Annotated in this window: 13 protein-coding genes and 2 tRNA genes; 5 read left to right on the forward strand and 10 right to left on the reverse strand. The window is 71.8% G+C overall.

All coding sequences use genetic code 11. From position 1 onward, the window contains the following. Positions 1–9 precede the first annotated feature (9 nt). Positions 10–1548 carry a chitinase gene (locus ACFVHI_RS08425; RefSeq protein ID WP_380336916.1) on the forward strand — a complete coding sequence of 513 codons (1539 nt, stop codon included), beginning with the start codon at positions 10–12 and terminating at the stop codon, positions 1546–1548. A 21-nt stretch (positions 1549–1569) separates the two neighbouring features. Here the strand turns inward: ACFVHI_RS08425 and ACFVHI_RS08430 are convergent, their stop codons facing one another. Beyond that, positions 1570–2091: a hypothetical protein gene (locus ACFVHI_RS08430; RefSeq protein WP_159398426.1), complete on the reverse strand. Its 522-nt coding sequence runs from the start codon at positions 2089–2091 to the stop codon at positions 1570–1572. Positions 2092–2407: 316 nt separating this feature from the next. Further along, positions 2408–5047, reverse strand: a complete 2640-nt coding sequence (locus ACFVHI_RS08435) for a valine--tRNA ligase (RefSeq protein WP_363369869.1) — start codon at positions 5045–5047, stop codon at positions 2408–2410. Positions 5048–5233: 186 nt separating this feature from the next. Between ACFVHI_RS08435 and ACFVHI_RS08440 the strand changes: the two genes are divergently transcribed. Further along, positions 5234–6127 (forward strand): hypothetical protein, encoded by an 894-nt coding sequence (locus ACFVHI_RS08440; RefSeq protein ID WP_380336921.1) that lies wholly within the window; start codon positions 5234–5236, stop codon positions 6125–6127. A 92-nt stretch (positions 6128–6219) separates the two neighbouring features. Then, complete coding sequence (locus tag ACFVHI_RS08445; protein ID WP_380336924.1) at positions 6220–7002, forward strand: hypothetical protein; 783 nt, start codon at positions 6220–6222, stop codon at positions 7000–7002. 97 nt (positions 7003–7099) lie between these two features. Here ACFVHI_RS08445 and clpX read toward each other — a convergent pair whose 3' ends face one another. From clpX to ACFVHI_RS08470, 5 genes are all read right to left on the reverse strand, one after another. After that, positions 7100–8389 (reverse strand): ATP-dependent Clp protease ATP-binding subunit ClpX, encoded by a 1290-nt coding sequence (gene clpX, locus ACFVHI_RS08450; protein ID WP_063347569.1) that lies wholly within the window; start codon positions 8387–8389, stop codon positions 7100–7102. 249 nt (positions 8390–8638) lie between these two features. Continuing rightward, positions 8639–9301: an ATP-dependent Clp protease proteolytic subunit gene (locus ACFVHI_RS08455; protein WP_063347570.1), complete on the reverse strand. Its 663-nt coding sequence runs from the start codon at positions 9299–9301 to the stop codon at positions 8639–8641. A 56-nt stretch (positions 9302–9357) separates the two neighbouring features. Beyond that, the gene (locus ACFVHI_RS08460; protein WP_063351100.1) at positions 9358–9975 is read right to left on the reverse strand and encodes an ATP-dependent Clp protease proteolytic subunit; all 618 of its coding nucleotides are present in this window, start codon (positions 9973–9975) and stop codon (positions 9358–9360) included. A gap of 265 nt (positions 9976–10240) precedes the next feature. Further along, positions 10241–11635, reverse strand: a complete 1395-nt coding sequence (tig, locus tag ACFVHI_RS08465) for a trigger factor (protein WP_363369863.1) — start codon at positions 11633–11635, stop codon at positions 10241–10243. Between the two features lie 294 nt (positions 11636–11929). Next, positions 11930–12003 (reverse strand) — tRNA-Pro (locus tag ACFVHI_RS08470). Positions 12004–12160: 157 nt separating this feature from the next. On the opposite strand from ACFVHI_RS08470, the gene ACFVHI_RS08475 reads away from it, so the two are divergent. Continuing rightward, positions 12161–12231: transfer RNA gene (locus ACFVHI_RS08475), tRNA-Gly, on the forward strand. A gap of 90 nt (positions 12232–12321) precedes the next feature. On the opposite strand, the gene ACFVHI_RS08480 is transcribed toward ACFVHI_RS08475, so the two are convergent. Continuing rightward, entirely contained in the window at positions 12322–12894 is a 573-nt protein-coding gene (locus ACFVHI_RS08480; RefSeq protein ID WP_380336929.1) for a hypothetical protein, read from the reverse strand. A 210-nt stretch (positions 12895–13104) separates the two neighbouring features. Here ACFVHI_RS08480 and ACFVHI_RS08485 point away from each other — a divergent pair, with 210 nt between their 5' ends. Continuing rightward, positions 13105–13896: a DUF6348 family protein gene (locus tag ACFVHI_RS08485; protein WP_063347573.1), complete on the forward strand. Its 792-nt coding sequence runs from the start codon at positions 13105–13107 to the stop codon at positions 13894–13896. 34 nt (positions 13897–13930) lie between these two features. On the opposite strand, the gene ACFVHI_RS08490 is transcribed toward ACFVHI_RS08485, so the two are convergent. Together ACFVHI_RS08490 and ACFVHI_RS08495 are read right to left on the reverse strand one after the other, a co-directional pair. Beyond that, positions 13931–14128, reverse strand: coding sequence for a hypothetical protein (locus ACFVHI_RS08490; RefSeq protein WP_063347574.1), 198 nt, complete (start codon positions 14126–14128; stop codon positions 13931–13933). A gap of 501 nt (positions 14129–14629) precedes the next feature. Beyond that, positions 14630–15769: a PP2C family protein-serine/threonine phosphatase gene (locus ACFVHI_RS08495; protein ID WP_063351101.1), complete on the reverse strand. Its 1140-nt coding sequence runs from the start codon at positions 15767–15769 to the stop codon at positions 14630–14632. Positions 15770–16179 lie beyond the last annotated feature (410 nt).

A 16179-nucleotide genomic window follows, 5' to 3' on the forward strand; every position in this document is an offset into this window, starting at 1 on the left:
GATGGAGTCATGCCACCTGCCCGACACCGGCGCCCACGCGCCGCCCACACCCTGATCGCCGGGGCCTGCGCCGTCGCCCTCGGCCTGAGCGGGCTCGCCCTCGCCACCGGCACCGGCGCCCAGGCCGCCGACCCCGACCTGATCGCCAACGGCGGCTTCGAGACCGGCACCCTGTCCGGCTGGTCCTGCGGCAACGGCGCCGTCCAGAGCACGACCGCACACTCCGGCCGCTACGCCCTGCAGTCCACCCCGGGCTCGGGCGACACCGGCGAGTGCACCCAGACCGTCGCCGTGCAGCCCTCCTCGACGTACACGCTGAGCTCCTGGGTCCAGGGCTCGTACGTCTACCTGGGCGCCCGCGGCACCGGCGGCACCGACCCCGGCACCTGGACGAACTCCACCGGCTGGGCCCAGCTGAGCACCGGCTTCACCACCGGCCCGGGCACCACCAGCGTCACCGTCTACCTGCACGGCTGGTACGGGCAGCCCGCCTTCCTCGCCGACGACGTCTCACTGATCGGCCCGGGCGGCCCGCAGCCCTCCCAGAGCCCGACCGCCACCACGTCCCCGAGCCCCACCGGCACCGGCAGCCCCTCCCCCACGGACACCGGCACCGGCAGCCCGACCGCCACCTCGACCGGCAAGCCGCCCGGCCTGCCCAAGCACATCCTGACCGGCTACTGGCAGAACTTCGACAACGGCGCCACCGTCCAGCGGATCAGCGACGTCCCGGCCGCCTACGACATCATCGCGGTCTCCTTCGCCGACGCCACCAGCACGCCGGGCGGGCTGGGCTTCACCCTGGACCCCGCCCTCTCCTCCCGCCTCGGCGGCTACACCGACGCCCAGTTCAAGGCCGACATCGCGGCCAAGCGGGCGGCCGGCAAGAAGGTGGTGCTCTCGGTCGGCGGGCAGAACGGCACGGTGTCGGTGAGCGACCCGACCTCGGCGGCCAACTTCGCCGACACCGCCCGGGCGCTGATGCAGGGCTACGGCTTCGACGGGATCGACATCGACCTGGAGAACGGTGTCAACGCCGTCTACCTGGGCCAGGCGCTGCACTCGCTGGCCGCGAAGAGCGGCAGCGGGTTCGTCCTCACCATGGCGCCGCAGACCATCGACATGCAGTCGACCGGCATGGAGTACTTCAAGCTGGCGCTGAACGTGAAGGACATCCTCACCATCGTCAACATGCAGTACTACAACTCCGGTGCGATGAACGGCTGCGACGGCAACGTCTACTCGCAGGGCACCGAGGACTTCCTCACCGGGCTGGCCTGCATCCAGCTCAAGGGCGGGCTGCGGCCCGACCAGGTGGGGCTCGGGGTGCCGGCCTCCACCAGCGCGGCGGGCGGCGGGTACGTCAGCCCGAGCGTGGTCGACAACGCGCTGGACTGCCTGGCCGCCGGCACCAACTGCGGCAGCTACAAGCCCGACACCACCTGGCCGGGCATCGGCGGGGCGATGACCTGGTCGACCAACTGGGACGCCAAGGCGGGCAACCCGGTCGCGGGCACCATCGGCGCGCACCTGCACGCCATGCCGTGACGCCCCTCCCCGGACCGGGGTTCAGACCCCGGCCCGGGCCTCCGGGACGTGGGCCGCGGGCCCGCCGTGCCGGCGGCGCAACTCGGCCGTGATCTCGGCCAGTTCGCCCTCGGGCAGCAGCGGCAGCATCATCGCGACGCCCTGGAGCAGACCGCCGAGCAGGAAGGTGGTGTCGGCGGTCGAGGCGACCAGGCCGCGCACCTCGGCCACCTCGCCGGCGGCCACCGCCTCGATCAGCCGGGCGGCGTCCGCACTCTCCTCGTCCACCGCGACCGCGCCGTTGTCGGCCGGGGCGCGCCGGGCCATCGCCCGCAGCACCCGGTCGCCGACCTCGGGCGCGTACGCCTTGCGGACGGCCTCGGCGGCGATCCAGGCGAGCAGGGTGGTCACCTCGCGCTCGGCCCGCTCGGCGAGGAGCAGGTCCAGCTCGTGGTCGAAGGCGAGCTGGTTGCCATGACGGAACGCCAGCAGCAGGGTCGCCGCCCTGGCCTTGGCCTCCTCCACCGCCTCGGCAGGCAGTTCGCCGGCCAATTCCTCGGTCACCACCACGCCATGCCCTCCCGTCCGTCGGCTCAGCAGGAACGCTCAGCAGAAACACCCGTCAGAAACTCCGTGCACACCGTACACATCCGACCTGCAAACTTCCGCGAACCCGCGCGGGCAAGACCGGAATGAATTCGGAAGGAATAGGACCTCACCCGGTCCAGGATGAATATTCGCCGGAAGGGAGCAATGTTGATGGGCTATTAGGCGTAGCAAAAAGAACACCGCCGCCGCGCCCGGCCGAGCCGCCCGGAAACGCCGGAGGGGCCGCACCCCGCGCGTCGCGGAGTGCGGCCCCTCACGGACCGGTGCGGGCTCAGCCCTGCGGCAGCGCCGCGAGCTGGGCGGTGATCCGGGCGATGTCGGCCTCGGCGGCCTCCTGACGGCCCCGGATCTTGGCGACCACCTCGTCCGGCGCCTTGGCGAGGAACGCCTCGTTGCCGAGCTTGGCCGTGGTCTGCGCCTTCTCCTTCTCGGCGGCCGCGAGGTCCTTGGCGAGGCGCTTGCGCTCCGCCGCGACGTCGATGGTGCCGGAGAGGTCGAGCGCGACGGTGGCGCCGGCGACCGGGAGCGAGGCGGTGGCCGCGAAGCCCTCCTCGGGGACGGTCAGCCGCAGCAGCGAGCGGATCGCGTCCTCGTGGACGGCCAGCACGGTGCCGTCCAGCTCCAGCTTCGCCGGGACGCGCTGCGCGGGCTGCAGGCCCTGGTCCGAGCGGAACCGGCGGACCTCGGTGACGACCTGCTGCAGCGTGGCGATCTCGGCCTCGGCGGCGGTGTCACGGAACCCGCCGTCCGTCGGCCAGTCGGCGACCACCAGCGACTCGGCGCCGGTCAGCGCCGTCCACAGGGCCTCGGTGACGAACGGGACCACCGGGTGCAGCAGCCGCAGCGTGGTGTCCAGGACCTCGCCGAGCACCCGGCGCGCGGCGTCGGCCTGCGGGCCGCCCTTGGCCAGGGTGGTCTTGGAGAGCTCGACGTACCAGTCGAAGACCTCGTCCCACGCGAAGTGGTAGAGCGCGTCCGAGGCCTTGGCGAACTCGTAGCCGTCGTAGAGCGCGTCCACCTCGGCGATGGTGGCGTTCAGCCGCGACAGGATCCAGCGGTCCACTGCGGTGAGCTGCTCCGGCGCGGGCAGCGGGCCCTCGACGGTGGCGCCGTTCATCAGCGCGAAGCGGGTCGCGTTCCAGATCTTGTTGCAGAAGTTGCGCGAGCCCTTGACCCAGTCCTCGCCGATCGGCACGTCGGCGCCCGGGTTGGCGCCGCGAGCCAGGGTGAAGCGGACGGCGTCGGCGCCGTAGGCGTCCATCCAGTCCAGCGGGTCCACGGCGGTGCCCGAGGACTTCGACATCTTCTTGCCGAACTCGTCGCGGACCAGGCCGGTCAGGGCGACGGTCTTGAACGGCGCCTCACCGTCCATCGCGTACAGGCCGAACATCATCATCCGGGCGACCCAGAAGAAGATGATGTCGTGGCCGGTGACCAGGACGTCGGTCGGGTAGAACTTCTCGAGCTCCGGGGTCCGTTCCGGCCAGCCGAGCGTCGAGAACGGCCACAGGCCGGAGGAGAACCAGGTGTCCAGGACGTCAGGGTCCTGGTGCCAGCCCTCGCCGGTGGGCGGCTGCTCGTCCGGGCCGACGCAGACGACCTCGCCGTCCGGGCCGTACCAGACCGGGATCCGGTGGCCCCACCACAGCTGGCGCGAGATGCACCAGTCGTACATGTTGTCGACCCAGTCGAAGTAGCGGCGCTCCAGCTCCTTCGGGTGGATCTCCACCTTGCCGTCGCGCACGGCGTCGCCGGCGGCCTTCGCCAGCGGCTCGACCTTGACCCACCACTGGAGCGACAGCCGCGGCTCGACCACAGTGTGGCAGCGCGAGCAGTGGCCGACCGAGTGCATGTACGGGCGCTTCTCGGCGACGATCCGGCCCTGCTCGCGCAGCGCGCCGACCACGGCCGAGCGGGCCTCCAACCGGTCCAGGCCGAGGAAGGGGCCGTGCACGGTGATCGCACCGCGCTCGTCCATGATGCTCAGGTTGGGCAGGTTGTGGCGCTGGCCGATCGCGAAGTCGTTGGGGTCGTGCGCGGGCGTCACCTTGACGGCGCCGGTGCCGAACTCCGGGTCGACGTGCTCGTCCGCGACGACCGGGATCTCACGGTCGGTCAGCGGCAGCTTGATGGTCCGGCCGACCAGGTGCCGGTACCGCTCGTCGTCCGGGTGGACGGCCACGGCGGTGTCGCCCAGCATCGTCTCGGCCCGGGTCGTGGCGACGACGATCGAGTCCTCGCCCTCGCCGTAGCGGATCGAGACCAGCTCGCCGGGGACCTCCTCGTGCTCCACCTCGATGTCGGACAGGGCGGTGAGGCAGCGCGGGCACCAGTTGATGATGCGCTCGGCCCGGTAGATCAGGCCGTCGTCGAAGAGGCGCTTGAAGATGGTCTGAACGGCCTGCGAGAGCCCCTCGTCCATGGTGAAGCGCTCGCGCGACCAGTCCACGCCGTCGCCCAGGCGGCGCATCTGGCCGAGGATCCGGCCGCCGTAGTTCTCCTTCCACTCCCAGACCTTCTCGACGAAGGCCTCGCGGCCCAGGTCGTGGCGGGACAGGCCCGACTCGGCGAGCTGCTGCTCCACCTTGTTCTGGGTGGCGATGCCCGCGTGGTCCATACCCGGCAGCCAGAGCGTCTCGAAGCCCTGCATCCGCTTTCGGCGGGTCAGGGCGTCCATCAGCGTGTGCTGGAAGGCGTGGCCCAGGTGCAGGGCCCCGGTCACGTTCGGCGGGGGGATGACGATGGTGAACGGGGGCTTGTCGCTCTTGGCGTCCGCGGTGAAGTAGCCACGCTCTACCCAGCGCTCGTACAGCTCGCCCTCTACGTCCGCGGGGGTGTAGGTCGTCGGGAGAGTGGCTGCTTCGTCCCCGGCAAAGGTGCTCACGGGGTGCTGGTTCGTCGTGTCGGTCACGACGCACAGTTTACGTAACCGCAGGCCCGTGTTACGAACCGCTTTCTCCGCGCGGACGCGACCCGCCCGAACGGCTCGGCGGAGGACACCGTACGGTACCGTTCCCGGGCACTCGTCCGGTGTCCGCACGGACCCCGGGACGACACGACGACAGGCCGCGGGTGCGGCGGGGGAGCACGGACGCAGATGTACGGCCAGGGCCAGCAGTATCCGCAGGGACAACCGCAGGGACAGCCTCAGCCGTACGGGGGTCAGCCCCCGTACGGCCCGCCGCAACCGCCGCCGCCCTACGGCGCCCCGCAGCAGCCGCCCCAGTACGGCTACCCGCCGCAGGACGGCCAGCCCTACGGCGCTCCCCAGCCGCCCTACGGCGCCCCGCAGCAGCCGTACGGCGCCCCGCAGCCCCCGTACGGCTACCCGCCGCAGGCCCCGTACGGCCAGCCGGGCCAGCCGGGCCAGCCGGGCTACCCGCCGCCGCCGAAGAAGGGCCGGACCGGCCTGGTGGTCGGCCTGGTCGTGGGCACACTGGTGCTGGGCGGCGGCGGCTTCGCCGCGTGGAAGTTCCTCGGCGACGACCAGGGCGGCCAGTACAAGATCTCCGCGCCGCAGTCGCTGCCGGACGGCTACACCCAGAAGTCGGCCAAGGAGGAGGCCGTCGACCCGGCCAAGCCCGAGGCGGCGAAGTTCGGCAAGAACCTCAACGTGCTGGTGGCCAGCTACAGCAAGGGCTCCGACGCGCTCGACACGCTCTCCGTGGTCGGCGTCTACGGGGAGCTCAACGACCCCGGCCAGATCATCGACGACTCGAAGAAGGACAGCGGCGGGCTGACCTGGTCCACGCCGCTGACGGACTTCCCGGCGCAGGACGGCCACAGCTCCTCGGCGAAGCTCGCCTGCGGCGTGGCCAGCGTCATCGCGGGCAAGGCCGGGCCCACGGTCTGCGTGTGGGCGGACAAGTCCACCACCGGCCGGATCACCTTCAGCAAGATCAGCCTGACCGGCGGCGGCCAGGGCCTCACCCCGGCCCAGGCCGCGGACAGGACCCGGGCGATCCGCGATGCCATGGTCGTCGCCAAGTAACCGGGGCACCGCCCCGCCACGTCACCACCACGTCCCCGCCGCCGCCGGCCGCGCCGGGCGGCACCCGGGCATCGCCATCAGAGAGGCCTCGCGTGACCGAGCAGAACCCCTACGGCCCCCCGCCGCAGCCGGGACACGACGCACCGCCGCCCCCGCCGGCCCCGCCGGGCTACGGCGGCATCCCGCCGCAGAGCCCCCCGCCCGGCTACCCGCCGGTCGGCGAGCCGGGCGCCTACCCCGGGTACGGCGCCTACCCGCCGGTGCCGCCGCCGCGCAAGTCCCGCAAGACGCTCTGGACCGTGCTCGGCGTCGTCGGCGCCTTCGTGCTGCTGGGCGGCGGCGCGCTCGCCTACTTCGTCTACGACGTCGCCAGCAGCGCGGGCACCCAGAAGATCGTCCTGCCAGCCACGTTCAAGGACCTGCGCCAGAGCGACGACCCCCAGGTCGCCGACACCCTGGAGAAGGGGCTCACCTCCAGCTTCGGCAAGGGCGACGGCAACTGGAGCCCCACCGGGGTGGGCGCCCTCTACCAGAACGCGCAGTCGGACCCGCAGCTGGTCGTGTTCGGGGGCTACGGCAAGGTCCTGGCGCCGAAGCAGGAACTGAACCAGGCGTTCCAGGGCATGGCGTCCACCGGTCGCAAGCTCGACAACCGGCACGTGGTGGACGCCGGCCCCAAGGGCGGCGCGATGGAGTGCGCCACCGTCGTCGGCGGCGAGGGCGAGGCCGGGACCACGATGGGCATCTGCGCCTGGGCCGACAGCAGCGGCCTGGTGATGGTCATGACGGTGGCCGACCCGAGCGCCCAGCCGGACCTGGACAAGCTCGCCGCCGACACCCGCGACCTGCGCGCGGTCGCCGAGGTCCCCAAGTAGTCCACCGGGAACCGCCGGTGACCCTCCGGGCACCGGGAGACGCCAAAGGGCCCCGCACCGGTCGGTGCGGGGTCCTTGCGGATGCGGCGGGCGCGGGTCAGGCGCTCTTCTCGCGCCGCTCGCGCTTGATCATGTCGCGCGGGACGAGGGTGGGGATGGCGTGCTTGGAGACCACGTCCCCGGTGACCACCACGCGGGCGACGTCCTGACGCGAGGGCACCTCGTACATCACGGACATCAGCACCTCCTCCATGATGGCCCGCAGACCGCGCGCGCCGGTGCCGCGCAGGATCGCCTGGTCGGCGATCGCCTCCAGCGCGTCCCTGGAGAACTCCAGCTCCACGCCGTCCAGTTCGAAGAGCTTGCGGTACTGCTTGACCAGCGCGTTCTTCGGCTCGGTGAGGATCTGCAGGAGCGCCTCGCGGTCCAGGTTGTGGACGCTGGTGATCACCGGCAGCCGGCCGATGAACTCGGGGATCATGCCGAACTTCACCAGGTCCTCGGGCATCACCTGGCGGAAGTGGTCGCTGGCGTCCGACTCCCGCTTGGAGCGGATGTTGGCGCCGAAGCCGATGCCCTTGGCGCCGGCCCGGCCCTCGATGATCCGCTCCAGGCCGGCGAACGCGCCGCCGACGATGAACAGCACGTTGGTGGTGTCGATCTGGATGAACTCCTGGTGCGGGTGCTTGCGCCCGCCCTGCGGCGGCACCGAGGCGGTGGTGCCCTCCAGGATCTTCAGCAGCGCCTGCTGCACGCCCTCGCCGGAGACGTCCCGGGTGATCGACGGGTTCTCGCTCTTGCGCGCGACCTTGTCGATCTCGTCGATGTAGATGATCCCGGTCTCGGCCTTCTTGACGTCGTAGTCGGCCGCCTGGATCAGCTTGAGCAGGATGTTCTCGACGTCCTCGCCGACGTACCCGGCCTCGGTCAGCGCGGTGGCGTCCGCGATCGCGAACGGCACGTTGAGCATCCGGGCCAGGGTCTGCGCCAGCAGCGTCTTGCCGGAGCCGGTGGGGCCCAGCAGCAGGATGTTGGACTTGGCCAGCTCGATGGCGTCCTCGCGGCCGTTGCCGCCGCTGCGGCCCGCCTCGCCGGCCTGGACGCGCTTGTAGTGGTTGTAGACCGCCACCGACAGGGCCTTCTTGGCGAGGTCCTGGCCGACCACGTACTGGTCCAGGAACTCGTAGATCTCCCGCGGCTTCGGCAGCTCCTCGAAGCGCACCTCGGAGGTCTCGGCGAGTTCCTCCTCGATGATCTCGTTGCACAGGTCGATGCACTCGTCGCAGATGTACACGCCTGGGCCGGCGATCAGCTTCTTCACCTGCTTCTGCGACTTGCCGCAGAACGAGCACTTGAGCAGGTCGCCACCGTCTCCGATGCGTGCCACGAGGTGCTTCCCCTTCGCCAGGGGCCCCGCAGAAGTTCCGGGGCCTGGTGCTGTGGACCGTCAACGCCGACGGCGATCGGTCTCGCTATCCGACGGTACTCTGCCGGGCCCCTGATTCCGTCCTCTTCGCCGGGTCTGCCCTACGCCCTGGGCGAATTGATACCGAACAGATGCCGTTGCGGAGGCCGCCGACGACCCGGAGCGGAGCGCGCACGCAGGATGCGCGCCCCGCCTCGGAGGGTGCCGGCCTCAGGAGGTCAGCGAGGTCTTGCGGGTGGAGATGATCTGGTCGACGAGGCCGTACTCCAGGGCCTCCTCGGCGGTGAGGATCTTGTCGCGCTCGATGTCCTCGCGCACCTGCTCCACCGGCTTGTTGGAGTGCTTGGAGAGCATCTGCTCCAGCTGCTCGCGCATCCGGAAGATCTCCTTGGCCTGGATCTCCAGGTCGGACACCTGGCCGCGGCCGGTCTCGGTGTACGGCTGGTGGATCAGGATGCGGGCGTTCGGCAGCGCCATCCGCTTGCCGGGGGTGCCGGCGGCGAGCAGCACGGCCGCGGCGGAGGCCGCCTGGCCCATGCAGACCGTGGTGATGTCCGGCTTCACGTACTGCATGGTGTCGTAGATGGCCGTCAGGGCCGTGAACGAGCCGCCGGGCGAGTTGATGTACATCTGGATCTCGCGGTCCGGGTCCATCGACTCCAGGCACAGCAGCTGCGCCATGATGTCGTTCGCCGAGACGTCGTCGACCTGCGAGCCGAGGAAGATGATGCGCTCCTCGAACAGCTTGGCGTACGGGTCGTACTCGCGGATGCCCTGCGTGGTGCGCTCGACGAAGCGCGGGACGATGTAGCGACCCTCGGCGCGCATGTCCTCGACGCGGGCCTGGGCGGCCGACAGGCTGGGGATGATCATGGGGGTTCTTGTCCTCCGGGGCGTTGTGGCTGTGGTCTCGTGGGCCGGGCCGAGGCTCAGGCGCCCGTGCCGCCGCCGCCGGGAACGTCCGCGGCGCTGTGCATGATCGCGTCGATCAGGCCGTACTCCAGGGCCTCCTCCGGCGCGAACCAGCGGTCGCGGTCGGAGTCCCTGGTGATCTGCTCGAAGGACTGGCCGCTGTGGAAGGCGATCAGCTCGGACATCCGCTTCTTGGTGCGCAGCAGTTGCTCGGCCTGGATGCGGATGTCGGTGGCGGAGCCGCCGAGGCCGGCGGACGGCTGGTGCATGAGGATGTTGGCGTTCGGCAGCGAGAAGCGCTTGCCCTTGGCGCCGGCGGTCAGCAGGAACTGGCCCATCGAGGCCGCCATGCCCATCGCGATGGTGACGACGTCGTTCTTGATGTACTGCATGGTGTCGTAGATCGCCATGCCCGCCGAGATCGAACCGCCCGGGGAGTTGATGTAAAGGAAGATGTCCTTTTCCGGGTCCGCGGCCAGCAGCAGCAGCTGGGCGGTGATCTTGTTGGCGATGTCGTCGTCGACCTGCTGGCCGAGGAAGATGATCCGCTCGTTGAGCAGCCGGTTGTACACCTGGTCGCCCAGGCCGCCGAGCACGTCACCAGAGGCGGCGTGCGGCGCCATCGGGCCAGGCATCTGCATCTGCGGGAACGTCACTTAGCCACCTGCTCAGTCGATTTGGACGGTCGCTCCACGGCCGTCACGATGTCGCACAGCTTCCGGGTATCACGGTGTGATTGGTGCTGTCCAAGGACCCTAACGCGCAGGCCGGGCCGCAGAATCCCTCACGCAGAACTGTTCGCTGTGAGCGCAGGGTCGGGCCCGCCCCGGGGGACGACGACGGGCCCGGACACCGTACGGCGTCCGGGCCCGTCGCAGACCTCAGGGGTTACCGGGGCACTCAGGCCTCGGTCTTCTCCTCGGCGGCGGTCTCCTCGGCGGCGGGGGCCTCGACGGTCTCGGCCGTCTCGTCCTCGTCGTCGAAGTTGACCTCGTTGCCCTCGGTGTCGACGACCTTGGCGGCCTCGACCACGGTGGCCAGCGCCTTGCCGCGGGCGACCTCGCCGACCAGCAGCGGCACCTGGCCACCCTGGACGACCTGCTGCGCGAACTGGTCCGGGGTGAGACCCGAGCCGGCGGCGCGGCGGATGAGGTGCTCGGTCAGCTCCTCCTGGTTAACACCCAGCTCTTCGTCGGCGACGATCTGGTCCAGGACGAACTGGGTCTTGATGCCCTTCTTCGCCTGCTCCTCGATCTCGGCGTCCCACTCCTCGCGGGTCTTGCCCTGGGTCTCCAGGTAGCTGTCGATGTCGAGGCCCATCGGCTGGAGCTGGTGGTGCTCCAGGTTGTGCTTGCGGGTCTCGACCTCGTCCTTGAGGAGCTTCTCCGGGAACTCGATCTCGACCAGGCCGAGCAGGGCGTCCAGCACCTTCTCCTGGGCCTGGGTGGCCTGGTCGTACTCCTTCATGCGCTCCAGGCGCTTGCGGGAGTCGTCGCGCAGGGCCTCCAGGGTGTCGAACTCGCTGGCCAGCTGGGCGAACTCGTCGTCCAGCTCGGGCAGCTCCTTCTCCTGGACGGCGGTGACGGTGACGGTGACCTCGGAGGTCTGGCCCGCCTGGGTGCCACCCTTGAGCTCGGTGGAGAAGGTGGCGGTGCCACCGGCCTCCAGGCCGGTCACGGCGTCGTCGATGCCGTCGATCAGGCGGCCCGAGCCGATCTCGTAGCTGACGCCGTTGGCGGTGCCGTCCTCCGGCACCTCGCCGTCGACCTTGGCGATCAGGTCCACGACCACGATGTCACCGGCGGCCGCGGCGCGCTCGACGTCCTTGACCGAGGAGAAGCGCTCGCGCAGCTGCTCCAGGGACTTCTCGATGTCCTCGTCGGAGACGACGATCGGGTCGACGGTCACCTCGATGGAGGCGAAGTCCGGAAGGGTGATCTCCGGACGGATGTCCACCTCGGCGGTGAACTTCAGGTCGCCGCCATCGGCGAGCTTCTCGACACCCTCGATGTTGGTGATGTCGGGCTGTCCGAGGACCTCGATCTTGCCCTCGTCGACGGCCTGCGTGTAGAAGCGCGGGAGGGCGTCGTTGACGGCCTCCTCCAGCACGGCGCCACGGCCGAAGCGCTGGTCGATGACCCGGTTCGGGATCTTGCCCTTGCGGAAGCCCGGGACCGAGACCTGCTGGTTGATCTTCTTGTACGCCGCGTCGAGGCTGGGCTTGAGCTCCTCGAAGGGCACCTCGACGGTGAGTCGAACCCGGGTCGGGTTCAGAGTCTCGACGGCGCTCTTCACGGTTAGGTCTCCTATGGGCTTGCGGTCAGGTTGCCTCCGCCGTTCCCGGCCGCCGGCCGAGGCCGTACGAATGGGTCGGGCGAGACGGGCGATGAAGGGTTGGAGCTGCATCTCCCGTGGGGGGTGGACGGTGAGAGTGACTCCTCGCCCTCGTGCGGTTGACCTGGGTTGACACCGCAGGGACTACCGCCAGCGCCCCATCCTACCGGTACCACGAAAGGCGGACGCCAGGCGCCACCGTCGGGCCCGAACAGAACAGGGCCCCGCCACGGTGGACGAGACCCTGCCGCACTGTCGGGGTGACCGGATTCGAACCGACGGCCTTCCGCTCCCAAAGCGGACGCGCTACCAAACTGCGCCACACCCCGTGGTGCCGAGAGGAAGCGTACACGTCGGGCCCTGGCGGCTCGCCGACATATTCGGGGGCGGTCCGAGGGAGCGCGCGCAGAATCCGGTGTGCACGGAAGCGACCGGACCAGGTACGCTGTCCCCCGAACTTCCGGCCGGCAACGACCGGGGGATCGCGCGGGCGTAGCTCAATGGTAGAGCCCTAGTCTTCCAAACTAGTCACGCGAGTTCGATTCTCGTCGCCCGCTCATCGGCCCGGCCCCGGTGCGTCTCCACGCACCGGGGCCGTTGGCGTTTCCGGGCGGTCCTCCCGGCCCCGCGAGGCCGGGCGGGCCGGTTCAGAGCCCGAGCCGGGCGGCCCGGGCGGCCGCCCGGTCGAGCAGCCGGTGGACGTCGGCCTCCCGGGTGGCGGGGCGGTCGTTGTACTCGTCCGGGGAGTGCGCCGGGCGGCCGGTCGCGTGCAGCACCTCCATCAGCTGGACCCGGGCGGTGCGCACGGTGGCCGGGGTGCCGTAGCCGTGCGCGAGGACGGCGACCTGGGCGCCGAGCAGGCAGACCCGGCCGCGTGCGTCCCACATCGCGCCCTGCAGCCAGCCGTGGGCGCCGATGTAGCGGGAGGCGAGCCGCAGGTGGTCGGCGGCGCTGACCGGCACCGGGCGGGCCGGGCGGCGCAGCACCCGGTCGAGCGGGGTGACCCGGGGCGCCGGGTGGCCAGCACACCACGGCCGCACGGCGGTGCCGTGGGGGCAGACGTACGGCACCGGGCGGCGCACGGGGGCGGGCAGCGAGGCGAGGTAGGCCTCGATCTCGGCGGCCAGGCCGGAGCCGTCCGGGCCCGCCAGAAGGGGCGGAAGGGGCGCCGAAGGGGCCGTCAGGAGCGACGGAGGGGGTGTCGGGGTGGTGCGGGTCATGCGGGCTCTCCAGGCGGGCGGCAGGGCCCCGGCCGGCGGCCACAGGGCGGTTCCGCTTCCCAAAGTGGTGCATTCCAGACATTTCCGCGACTGGAGAACCGGGGAGGCCGGACGGTTTCCCGCCTGGCTGCCGGGCCGATAGCCTCGGCGGCGTTCGAGCGCAGTTCGAGCGGGAGCTCACCCGCCGCGCTCCGAGGTGGAGGAGTCCCGGTGCGTCCCCAGGAGCGGCTGGCCGTCATACAGCGCTGTGTCGTCCGGGAGATGGCACGCCTCGGACAGGAGTTCAGCGCCGACGGCGAGGTGGTGCGCGGCCCGGGGACGACGGCGGTGGCGGTGCGCGAGCACCCCGGGAACGACGGCGCCGGCCACGTCGACCTCGGCTACGTGCTGCACCTGGGCCGGGCGGACGCGCCGGTGGTGTGGGACTGCGCGGCCGGCCTCGGCAAGACCGAGGAGGAGAAGCTCGCCAACGCGGTGAAGATGTGGGCGACCACCACCGCCTCGGTGCTGGTCGAGCTGACGGACGGGCGCGGAGTGCACGCCGACCACGCGGACCACGCCGAACTCCCGGGCTGGCACGCCGTCCAGGGGCCGGCGGCGGTGTTCGGCTTCGGCAACGAGCACCTGGCGGGCTGGCTCGCCGAGCACCGGGTGCTGCCGGCGCTCGCGCCCGCGCTGCGGCCGCAGCTGGCCGGGCCGGGGCCGGTCGGGGTGAAGCTCTTCCTGGGCGGGAAGGCGGGCGACGACGTCGCCGAGGTCCGGGTCGACGGCGAGGTGTCGGAGGCCGCGTCGGCGGCGCTGCGCGCGATGGACTGGCCGCGGGGCGAACGGCTGTGCTGGGCGCGGCTGTTCGTGCTGTTGACGGCCGAGCGGGCGGCGCCGGGGCAGGCCGCGGCGGCGGGTGCCGCGGCACCCGCGCCGATGCGCGCCCCCGCCCCGGCGGCGGCCCGCCCCCGGGGACTGTTCGCTCGCTGGCGGGAGGCCAGACGGGCCGGCCGGTGATCCCCTCGCGGGGGTCGCGGACGGCCCGGCCGGGTCAGCCGCCGGTGATGCCCGAGATGCTGTGGGCGAGGTTCGCCAGCAGGGAGTTGATCGAGCCCGCGACCGTGGTCTCGTGCAGCATGAAGCCGAACAGGGCGGCGATGATGCCGTGCGCGATCTTCAACTGCTTGTTGCGGATGAAGATGATGCACAGGATTGCGAACAGGACCAGCGCGGAGACGGAGAGTGCCACCCGGACTCACTTCCTCGTTTCATAGCGTGGTGCCGCCGCCCGGCGGCACCTGCGAAGCCGGACCCCGGCCTGTCCGACGGTCCCGAGGCGGAATCGCGGATCGACCGGCACACCACCGGCGAGGGAGCCCGGCGCGGTCGAACGTTGTCTGCCGTGCCGCACGTGACGCCCCCCATCCCCCGAATCCTGAACAGTCCCGCCCGGACTCAGTGTGGTCGACCGTGCCGATTGCGTAAAGGTCTGACAGTCAGCCCAACGCCGATATCCTGCGATGCGAGACGAGTTTCCGCCGACCGGGACGATAGCGGAGCCGTTCTGACGAATCGTCGCCGGGGCGGCGCTGAGCGGCCGGAAGGCGGCCGAAGGCGGGTAACGGAAGCCGCAGGTCCGGTCAGCCGACGGGGCGGCCGATTTGGCCGAAGATCGGCTGCCCGGCTTGACAGCAGGTGCCCGCGGCATGTGCCGGTCCGTCCGGTGACGGACGGCCGGGGCGAGGGGGCGTCAGTCGCGCCAGAGCAGCAGGACCGCGCGGTCGTCGTTGATGTCCCGGGCCACCGTCTCGATCAGCGCGGCCGCCGCGCCGGCCCCCGCGCCCGGACCGCTGCCGGGCACCAGCCGGTCCGCCTCCCCCATCAGCCGGTCCATCCCCTCGGAGAGGTCCCGGCCCGGCTCCTCGACCATGCCGTCGGTGCACAGCATCAGCACGTCGCCGCGGTTCAGCCGGCCGCGCACCCCGTCGAACTTCGCGCCGTCGTAGATCCCGAGCAGCGGGCCCTCGGCCTCCTTGACCTCCCAGCGCCCGGCGCCCGCCAGCCGCTGCATCCCCGGCAGGTGCCCGGCCGACAGCAGCTCGTACTCGCCGGTGTCCAGGTCCAGCACCAGGTGGACGGCGGTCGCGAAGCCCTCCTCCCAGGACTGGCGCAGCAGGTAGCCGTTGGCGGCGGGCAGGAAGTCGTGCGCGGGCAGCGAGCCCACCAGGCCGCCGAAGGCGCCGGAGAGCAGCAGCGCGCGGGAGCCGGCGTCCATGCCCTTGCCGGAGACGTCCGCGAGGACCACCTCCAGCAGCCGCTGGCCCGGGCCGGTGCGGGCGGCGACCACGAAGTCCCCGGAGAAGGACTGCCCGCCGGCCGGGCGCAGCGCCATGTCGGCGTGCCAGCCGTCCGGGAGCTCCGGCACCCGGCTCTGCACCCGCAGCCGCTCGCGCAGGTCGAACAGCATGGTCGAGCCGCCCCACCAGGGCACGCCGACCCGGGCCCGGAACTGGGCCAGCAGCAGGCCGCCCACCCCGGCGGCGCCGACCACCAGGGCCGCGCCCGGGGTGACGCCGTAGACGTAGGCCTCGGGGTTCTCGCTGGCCACCCGCTGGCCGGTGTGGATCACCGACTCGGCGGACAGGCCGAGCGCCGCCAGCGCGTACAGCACCACCAGGCTGCCGGGGCGCAGCAGCAGCGCGCCGGCCAGGATCGGCAGGACCAGCGCGGTGGGCGGGGCCCAGGCGGGGATCCAGATGTTGAGCAGGATCAGCAGCGGGACGAGCAGGGCGAGGGCGCAGAGCACCGGCCAGTCGGCGGCGCCGCCGCGGAAGTAGTCGACACCGGCCGTGCGCAGCCTTCGGCGGACCCGGCGGAGCCTCCTGCGCAACCGGGCCGTCACGGGTCCGGACGCCGTGGCGGCGCCGGGCCTCGTCGCAGTCGTCTGGGGCGGTGCGCCCGGCGGTCTGCCAGCCATGGGGCCCGACCTTATCCACGGGCACCGCCCGGCGTCGACGGGCCGGACACGAGCGGGTGCGCCGTGGCGCGGGCCCGTCAGTCGGTTTCGGCCGATTGCCGCGACGGCGGGCGCGGCGTCAGGAGGCGTGCGCCGGTTGGGCGTACGAACCACGCGGGCGGCGCACGCGCCCCGCGCGCACCGGCGTCGGCGCGCCCGGCCCTGTGGCCGATGACACAGCCGTACGGGCCCGGGAACGGCGGCGGGGGGGGGCGGGGGGGGGGGGGGCCGGCCGGCGGGGGGGGGGGCGGGGGGGGGTGAAACCCGGGGGTGTGGGGGGCGGA

Source organism: Kitasatospora sp. NPDC127121 (genome assembly GCF_042677305.1).
Lineage (GTDB): Bacteria > Actinomycetota > Actinomycetes > Streptomycetales > Streptomycetaceae > Kitasatospora.